At 45.2% G+C, this 6870-nt stretch carries 7 protein-coding genes; all 7 read left to right on the top strand.

The window, feature by feature from the left end:
* Positions 1–105, top strand: a 105-nt coding sequence (locus QZ994_RS06565; RefSeq protein WP_290869924.1) for a hypothetical protein, incomplete at its 5' end; no start/stop codon positions are given.
* 165 nt (positions 106–270) lie between these two features.
* Positions 271–1539: a flippase gene (locus tag QZ994_RS06560; RefSeq protein ID WP_290869922.1), complete on the top strand. Its 1269-nt coding sequence runs from the start codon at positions 271–273 to the stop codon at positions 1537–1539.
* A 10-nt stretch (positions 1540–1549) separates the two neighbouring features.
* A complete protein-coding gene (locus tag QZ994_RS06555) occupies positions 1550–2455 on the top strand; it encodes a polysaccharide pyruvyl transferase family protein (protein WP_290869920.1) in 906 nt (301 codons plus the stop codon).
* Positions 2456–2458: 3 nt separating this feature from the next.
* Positions 2459–3352, top strand: coding sequence for a glycosyltransferase family 2 protein (locus QZ994_RS06550; RefSeq protein ID WP_290869917.1), 894 nt, complete (start codon positions 2459–2461; stop codon positions 3350–3352).
* Complete coding sequence (locus tag QZ994_RS06545; RefSeq protein WP_290869914.1) at positions 3349–4509, top strand: hypothetical protein; 1161 nt, start codon at positions 3349–3351, stop codon at positions 4507–4509. The genes QZ994_RS06550 and QZ994_RS06545 overlap by 4 nt, the downstream gene beginning before the upstream one ends.
* Positions 4496–5773, top strand: coding sequence for a family 16 glycosylhydrolase (locus tag QZ994_RS06540; RefSeq protein WP_290869911.1), 1278 nt, complete (start codon positions 4496–4498; stop codon positions 5771–5773). Before QZ994_RS06545 ends, QZ994_RS06540 begins: the two co-directional genes overlap by 14 nt.
* On the top strand, positions 5760–6860 hold the full coding sequence (locus tag QZ994_RS06535) for a glycosyltransferase family 1 protein (RefSeq protein WP_290869908.1): 1101 nt from the start codon (positions 5760–5762) through the stop codon (positions 6858–6860). The genes QZ994_RS06540 and QZ994_RS06535 overlap by 14 nt, the downstream gene beginning before the upstream one ends.
* Positions 6861–6870: the final 10 nt, after the last annotated feature.

The following is a 6870-nucleotide window of genomic DNA, read 5'->3' as shown; positions in this document are numbered from 1 at the left end:
CTGGTGAACCCGGGCGCGATCCCGCTGGAAATCATCGAGGTGCAATCGGGCAGCTACCTGGGTGAGGACGACATCGTGCGCTTCCAGGACAACTACGGTAGATAAATTTGCCTGAATGCTCATGCGAATATCATTTCTATGATTTGAGCGCCGCCTATTTGTTGAGGTAAGTCTTTGATAGATATTGGTAAGGGGCTCGCGCTTCCCTTCAAAAACCAATCTTCCTTGTGGTCTGATGGAAACGTACCAAAACCGTAAGGCTAGCAAAAAATGAGAAGTGTATATAACACGCTTTGGTTCATTGCTGAGCCCATCATGAGGATGATATCTGGCGCTTTAGTTGGTATGTATGCGGCAAGATATCTAGGGCCGTCAGGGTACGGATCACTTAGCCTCGTCATCACTATATGCGCGTTGGCCATGACAGTGGGCAGAATGGGTATTGACTCCGTGATGGTGAGGGAGTTGACGAATGCGGGTACGCATGAGGAAAAGTTAAAAATCTTGTCCTCTGGGTTTTGGCTTACCAATATCGTCGGAGGGATTCTTTATGCGGGCGGGGCCGTAATAGCCTTATTTGTGTCGGATAAATCCCAACTTTTGGGCTTGCTAGTCTATGGCCTTGCGCTATTTACTCAAGGGAGTTTGGTCATTGACTATTACGCGCAGCACAGGTCAGCAGTTAAGACGGTTGTGCAAATTAAGGTGGCATGCTTGGCGTTATCCTCTGCGGTAACGGTTGCAGCAGTAATGCTTTCAGCCGACCCTCTGTACTTCTACGTGATACCCCTAGCCGAAAAGGTTCTCCTTGCAACTGCGTTGGGTGTTCATCAGAAATATTTCAGACTTCCAAGCCGATACCCGTTTGCAGCTTGGTCCGACATGCAAGCCCTTGCGGGGGCAGCGAAAATGATGTGGGTAACCACTATTTTCCAAAGTTTGTATTCCAGGATTGATCACCTTGTGATCGCTGCTCTTTTGTCAACAGAGTCTTTGGGGTTGTACGCAGTAGCCGTTCGGTTTTACGAGGCTTTTAGCTCTTTACCTTATTTAATTGCGTCATCTCTTTTGCCAAACATGCTGAGATGGAAGTCAAGCAGTGACAAAGAATATTATTCTAAATTGCGTACGTTGATGAGTGCGTTTTTTTGGGGCTGCCTGGTTATTTCAGTTCTGAGTTCCGGTGCTTTCTTCGTGTTGTTGCCAAAGTTTATGGGGGATAAGTATTTGGCCTCTGTCTGGCCATTATCGATAATGTGTTGTGCGGTGCCTTTTTTGGCCGTCGGTACAATGGGGATTAGGCACCAAATAGTAGTTGGTTTAGATTCGAAAATTGCAAAAAGATCCATTAGCTCATCACTCATGTCGCTATGCATTGGCGTTCCGTTGATTCACTATTTTGGAATAAATGGCGCTGCCGTTTCATTGTTGATAACAACAATTTCCATCAACGTGGCGTTTGATTTTTTTGATAGTGAGTTGTTGGGGTTAGGTAAGATAAAGCTGAGTGTTATGGCCCCATTTTTCTTTAGCAAGTAAGGACTTTGATATGGACGACAGGGTAAAAGAAATTGCAGTGCTCAAAAGTGTTCTCGCTGAATTGATGAATAAATCAGGAGGGGAAGTCTATTATGTGCCGAATGAAGGTAATGCTGGGGATGCACTGATCGCTGCTGGAATGTGGTGCTTGTTTAGTAAGGTGGGACTAATTCCCAAAATCATACGAACAGAAGACATCTGTCCCGGAATGCATGTAATGTATTCTGGCGGCGGAAATTTTGTAGATGGGTACTCGGAATGCAAAAATTTCTTGCTCAAGTGCCTCGAAGTTGGCGCTGCAGAAGTTGTAGTTCTGCCTCATACAATTCGATCTAATCTTGACGTGCTTGGTAAATTAGACGAAAGATTTACACTATTTTGCCGAGAATATAAGAGTTACGATTGGGCGCTTCAACATGCACCGGGCGCCAGAAAATATCTAGCCGATGACCTCGCGTTCTCTTTGGACTTGGAGTGGCTTGAGCGAGAGGTGAGTGGTTCGGAAGTGTGGGCAAAATATGTAGGGCACTTGGCAATGAGTCCAAAGCAAATGATTAAGTATGTGCTTTGGTATATCAAAAAGAAACGAGTCGTTCCAACTTTGAACGGGGCGCTGGAAATCTATAGAGTTGATTGCGAGGCTACTGCTGAAAAAAAGGGCGTTCCTGCGCTTGATCTGTCTAATTTGTATGGGTCAAAATATATGTCTCGCGCGGAAGCTTTGATAATAACGTGGCAATTCTTGTCGGTGCTGAAAAAGGCGAAAATCATCGCTACGAACCGGCTTCATGTTAGCGTTGGTGGTGCTTTGCTGGGCGTAAAAGTCCTGCTCAACGATAACTCATATGGGAAAAATGGCGATATATACGACAAAACCTTAGCTGAAAGGTTTGATGTCGAGATGATTCGGGGTTGAAATATGGATGCTGTTGAATATAAACCGCAGGCACCGTGCCCGTTCAAATTCTCTCTGATTTTGGCAACGTTGGGGCGTACAGATGAGGTAAGGAGATTTCTAACATCGCTAGAAAACCAAGATTATCAGTGCTACGAACTGATTGTCGTGGATCAAAATCCGGACCGACGGATTCATGAGTTGCTGTTGGATTTTCCTACGTTGCAGGATAAGGTAATTCACGTGAATTCCGAAAAGGGATTGTCAAAGGCAAGAAATGTAGGCTTAGCTTTAGCGTCGGGGCAGGTTGTCGCATTTCCGGATGATGATTGCTGGTACCCATCTAATTTGCTTGATACTGTAGCAGGTCTTTTTGAGCGTGACAGTTCGCTCGCAGGCGTGACAGGTAGAACTACAGATGGTGACGGACGCGAAGAGCGTGCGTGGGCTAATCGCTCGCTGACACTGACTAAATGGAATGTATGGCGGAGCGCGATCTCATTCACAATATTTCTTAATGCGAAGGTGTTTCGTGGTGGAATACTATTTGACGAATCACTGGGGGTGGGGGCGAACTCAAAATGGCAGTCTGGAGAAGAAACAGACATTTTGTGTCGCGTAATTGATCAAGGGGGTCGTATTAAATACGATCCAGCAATCCTTGCATATCACCCAGTTAAAATTTCGACGTTTAGTCCGGAGGAGTTCAAGCGCGCGAGTGCGTATGCAAGAGGTTGCGGGAAAGTTATATCTAGTGATTATTATCCGAAAGTGTATGCTGCCACGATAATAGTGGCGCCAATTGTCAAGGCTTTTGTGTCTGTGGCAACGTTTGATCTACGAAAGGCGAAATTTATGGGAGTTATCGCCTTCGGCCGTCTTGCTGGATTCGCCGCAGGACTGATAGGGCAGAAATGACCAAGCCATATTGGTTACCAATAGCGATCGCTTTGCTTCTATTCGTTGGCGCAATCGTAAATAACTATACATTCGGATTTGCGTGGGTAGATATTTGGTTGACAGCAATTTTAGTACTTATCGCGATTGCATTTTCCAGAGTAGACCGAAGGCAGACCGTGTCCCCTCCAAAATTGGAAGGGCAGGCCTATGTGCGGATTCTTCTGTCCGTGGCTGTTGGCGCTGCGGTAAGTCATTATGCTCAGGCCGGTGTCCCATTGCTATCGGATGACCCAAATGTTGCAAGAATGGAGTTTATGGCCTCCAGCGTTGCGTTTAAGGTTCTGAAGGTTTTCGTGCCATTTTTGATAATTTATCTCGTGGCCACGCTTGCACTGCAAAAAAAACATAGAGCTGAGAACTCAATTTTCACTGTTATCCTCTTGATTTTGCAGTTGTTTAGCGGAGGGAAGGGAGCGGCACTCTGGGGAGGTGTATTTGTAATCCTCGGATTGAATGTTGCGGGTGTACGTTTACCCGTAGGCAAGTTTATTTTGGGGGCGATGATAGTTGCAATACCCACCGTAGTTCTTTTCAAAATTGTTGCTGGTCTTGACACATGGACGGAGACATTCGAATTATTGCTTCTCCGGTTTACTGGGATCGCAGAGTACGGTCTTTATGCGACTGTTAACTTAGTGCGAGATGACCTTCGTTTTTTTGATCCACTATTGTTCGTTCCTGATCTCTTTGATAAGTTAACTTCTTCTAATCCACCCCCCTATACACTATCTTTTGGGAGAAGGGTAACAGGCATATTGTATGACGATGATCCCTACGTGTTCTTGTGGGAGCTTACCGTCACGGCGCCTGCAGATATTTATACGTTAGTTGGTGGATGGATTTATCCTTTCGCAATTATTGTCTATATGTCGATTTTTTCATGGATAGGGAGCCTAGCTTCACGGACGCGGCAACTTTTTTTGAAAACTTCAGCCTATGTGATTCTCTATCACTTGGGGCTTTATGTATTAACCGGATCGCTAATGGCCGAGTTCTTTGTGCGAACGGTTCCATTCTTTGTCTTCTCCTTGGGGGGGTGGGGGGTGTATTGTTGGGCTTTCCGACAACGTCACGGGCAAATAGCGGAAAAGGTTGCGGCAAATGAAGTTGTTTAAATGCGTGAACCCGACATACCTTTTTAAAATTTTGACCTTAGCGAGTCTGGTTTTAATTGTTGGAGTGGATGCAGCCTTAGCTGATCCGGCTAATCTGTCGAACAGGAATTGCTCACAATATAGTTCGACTATATTCGAATTTGATGGTATATGCTGGGTCAAGCAAGATGATCCAGCATTGCATACACTTTCTGAAAAGAACTCGAACCAAGTGCAAATCGACAAAAATGGCACTTTAAAATTGGTGATTTCTAGGAACAAGGCAAATGGCCAAAGATGGCTGAGTGGTTCACTTCGGAGTGTTGATAAGTTCTTGTATGGGCGATTCGAGGCTAGCTACAAATATGTTCCAGGAGAGGGGGTCAATAACGCTTTTTGGTTAATGGATAATAATTTGGAGACTGGTGAGAGGTGGTGCGAAATAGATGTCAATGAGGGGCACTATCCAAATGAAATTTCAATGAATATCCACAATTGGAGTGGGCAGCATACTGAAGACTCCATGGTTTATTACACAGGCGAACCGGATGGTGGCCGCGGTGTACAGCGTTCGTATAGAAATATCGATGCGGGCGGGTTGACTGTTGATGAGATTGTTCTGCGCCAAAGATCGATGTCACCATTCCGAGTTGCGGATATTAAATTATTTCAAAATTCCTCCGTTTCAGATGTTCCTATTGAAGTGTGCCGGACAACGGACTCCATAAGCGGGCCGGTTTGTTTTAAGAGCGTTACGGCATCTAGTAGTTTGAAGGATAGACTCCCTGAGTATGCGATTGATAATGTTTTGACGACGCAATGGACAGCAGTTGGGGGGCAAGAAGTTAAAAGCCATTATATAAAATTAAAGCTAAACCATCCAACGCAGATATCAGCTGTATCGATTTTAGAGGGATGGGTTGATGCATACAAGAATGTTCGTGGAGCCTATGGTAAATATTCCGTGGAATTTTATAAATACGGGGGGCTGTTGAGAACTGTCGGCCCCAGCCCCGCTGATCGGAATAACGTGAATTTGTCTGCGGGGTTTAATAATTACGCTGTTGACTGGTCCAGTGAGAGTATCAAGTATTATTTCAACGGGGTGTTAATCAGGGAGTCAAAAAATATTTTCTGTCACAAGCCCATGTACGTATATTTGAGCTCTGCGGTTGTGGACTGGGCGGGGGAAGTATCTGATGAGATCAAAGATACAGCCATGATGGTGCGCGGCGTTAATTTTGCGCCTGAGAAAATAATTGGGAGGGGCGATGCCGTCAAATGAAAGATATCAAGTTTATATATCCGCTGCTTGGGTTGACAAACCACGTGGAATTGGAACTTATGTCCGAGAATTAATTCAGGCCTTAGATGAAGCCGAAATGGTAGCGTCAGGGAATTTGTTCGTCACATGTGTGGTGCCGGCAAATGCCAAATTCCCTGAAACCAAAAAATGGAAAAATATTGAGTTTATTCGCGTAACTGAGGCGCCGTATCCTATTTGGGAGAATGTGGTTATGCCATTTCTGGCAAAGAGGGGTGGCGCTCATCTCGTTCACTATCCAGGCAATACGGTTCCATTAATTCGATCAAAGGCAAAGGTTGTCGCTACTGTTCACGATCTGATTTTCATGGATGATTTGGGTAAGGGTGTATACCAGAATTTTGGGAATATTTATCGACGGCTAATGATATCGCGCGTTAAATCAACTGCCTCAGAAATTCTCACCGTCAGTTATGAATCGGCCCGATTAATAAGGGCCCGAATTTGTCGGAGCGCTAGTGTCGCATATATAACATCTCCGTTTTCTCCTAAAACTAATTGCTCCAGTTGGGCCGAAAGACGTTACGGACCCGTTTTGCATGTTGGGGGTATCGCGCCGCACAAGAACACTCGAGCGGTGGTGTCCGCTTATGAAAAATTAGATCTACCGAATTCTCTAATTGTACTTGGGGTCCCTTCTGACTCGTCAATGGCTAAGGAATTAGGCGGGAGAAAAGTTAAATTCCCCGGTTGGATCAGCGCTGTAGATTTAGATGCTTTATATAGCGCAGCCTCAGTATTGTTGTTCCCAAGTCTTAAGGAAGGTTTTGGTCTACCCATCTTAGAGGCGTTTGCGTATGGCGTTCCTGTTATTACGTCAGATTTGAACCCGATGAAAGAGGTCGCTGGGGGGGGCGCTATTCTTGTTAATCCTATTTTTGTCGAAGATATTGCTTCTGCGCTGTCAAGGGTACTCTCTGATGAAGCGACTTGGGAGAATTGTGTCAAAAATGGTATAGAACGATCGAAGGATTTTAGTCGCGCTAATATGGGTCGCAGAGTAATTGCGGCGTACATTTCGGCCTTAAATGCGCCCGCAGACGTTTGAATTTTATGCT

Origin of the sequence: Aquabacterium sp., assembly GCF_021768455.1 — a bacterium.
Taxonomy (GTDB): domain Bacteria; phylum Pseudomonadota; class Gammaproteobacteria; order Burkholderiales; family Burkholderiaceae_C; genus Aquabacterium.
The sequence above is the reverse complement of the archived record's forward strand: the minus strand, read 5'-3'. Positions and strand labels throughout refer to the sequence as shown.

Coding starts and splice junctions, on each gene's coding strand:
- QZ994_RS06535 (WP_290869908.1), top strand. CDS start 5,760: ATGCCGTCAAATGAAAGATATCAAGTTTATATATCCGCTGCTTGGGTT.
- QZ994_RS06550 (WP_290869917.1), top strand. CDS start 2,459: ATGGATGCTGTTGAATATAAACCGCAGGCACCGTGCCCGTTCAAATTC.
- QZ994_RS06540 (WP_290869911.1), top strand. CDS start 4,496: ATGAAGTTGTTTAAATGCGTGAACCCGACATACCTTTTTAAAATTTTG.
- QZ994_RS06555 (WP_290869920.1), top strand. CDS start 1,550: ATGGACGACAGGGTAAAAGAAATTGCAGTGCTCAAAAGTGTTCTCGCT.
- QZ994_RS06545 (WP_290869914.1), top strand. CDS start 3,349: ATGACCAAGCCATATTGGTTACCAATAGCGATCGCTTTGCTTCTATTC.
- QZ994_RS06560 (WP_290869922.1), top strand. CDS start 271: ATGAGAAGTGTATATAACACGCTTTGGTTCATTGCTGAGCCCATCATG.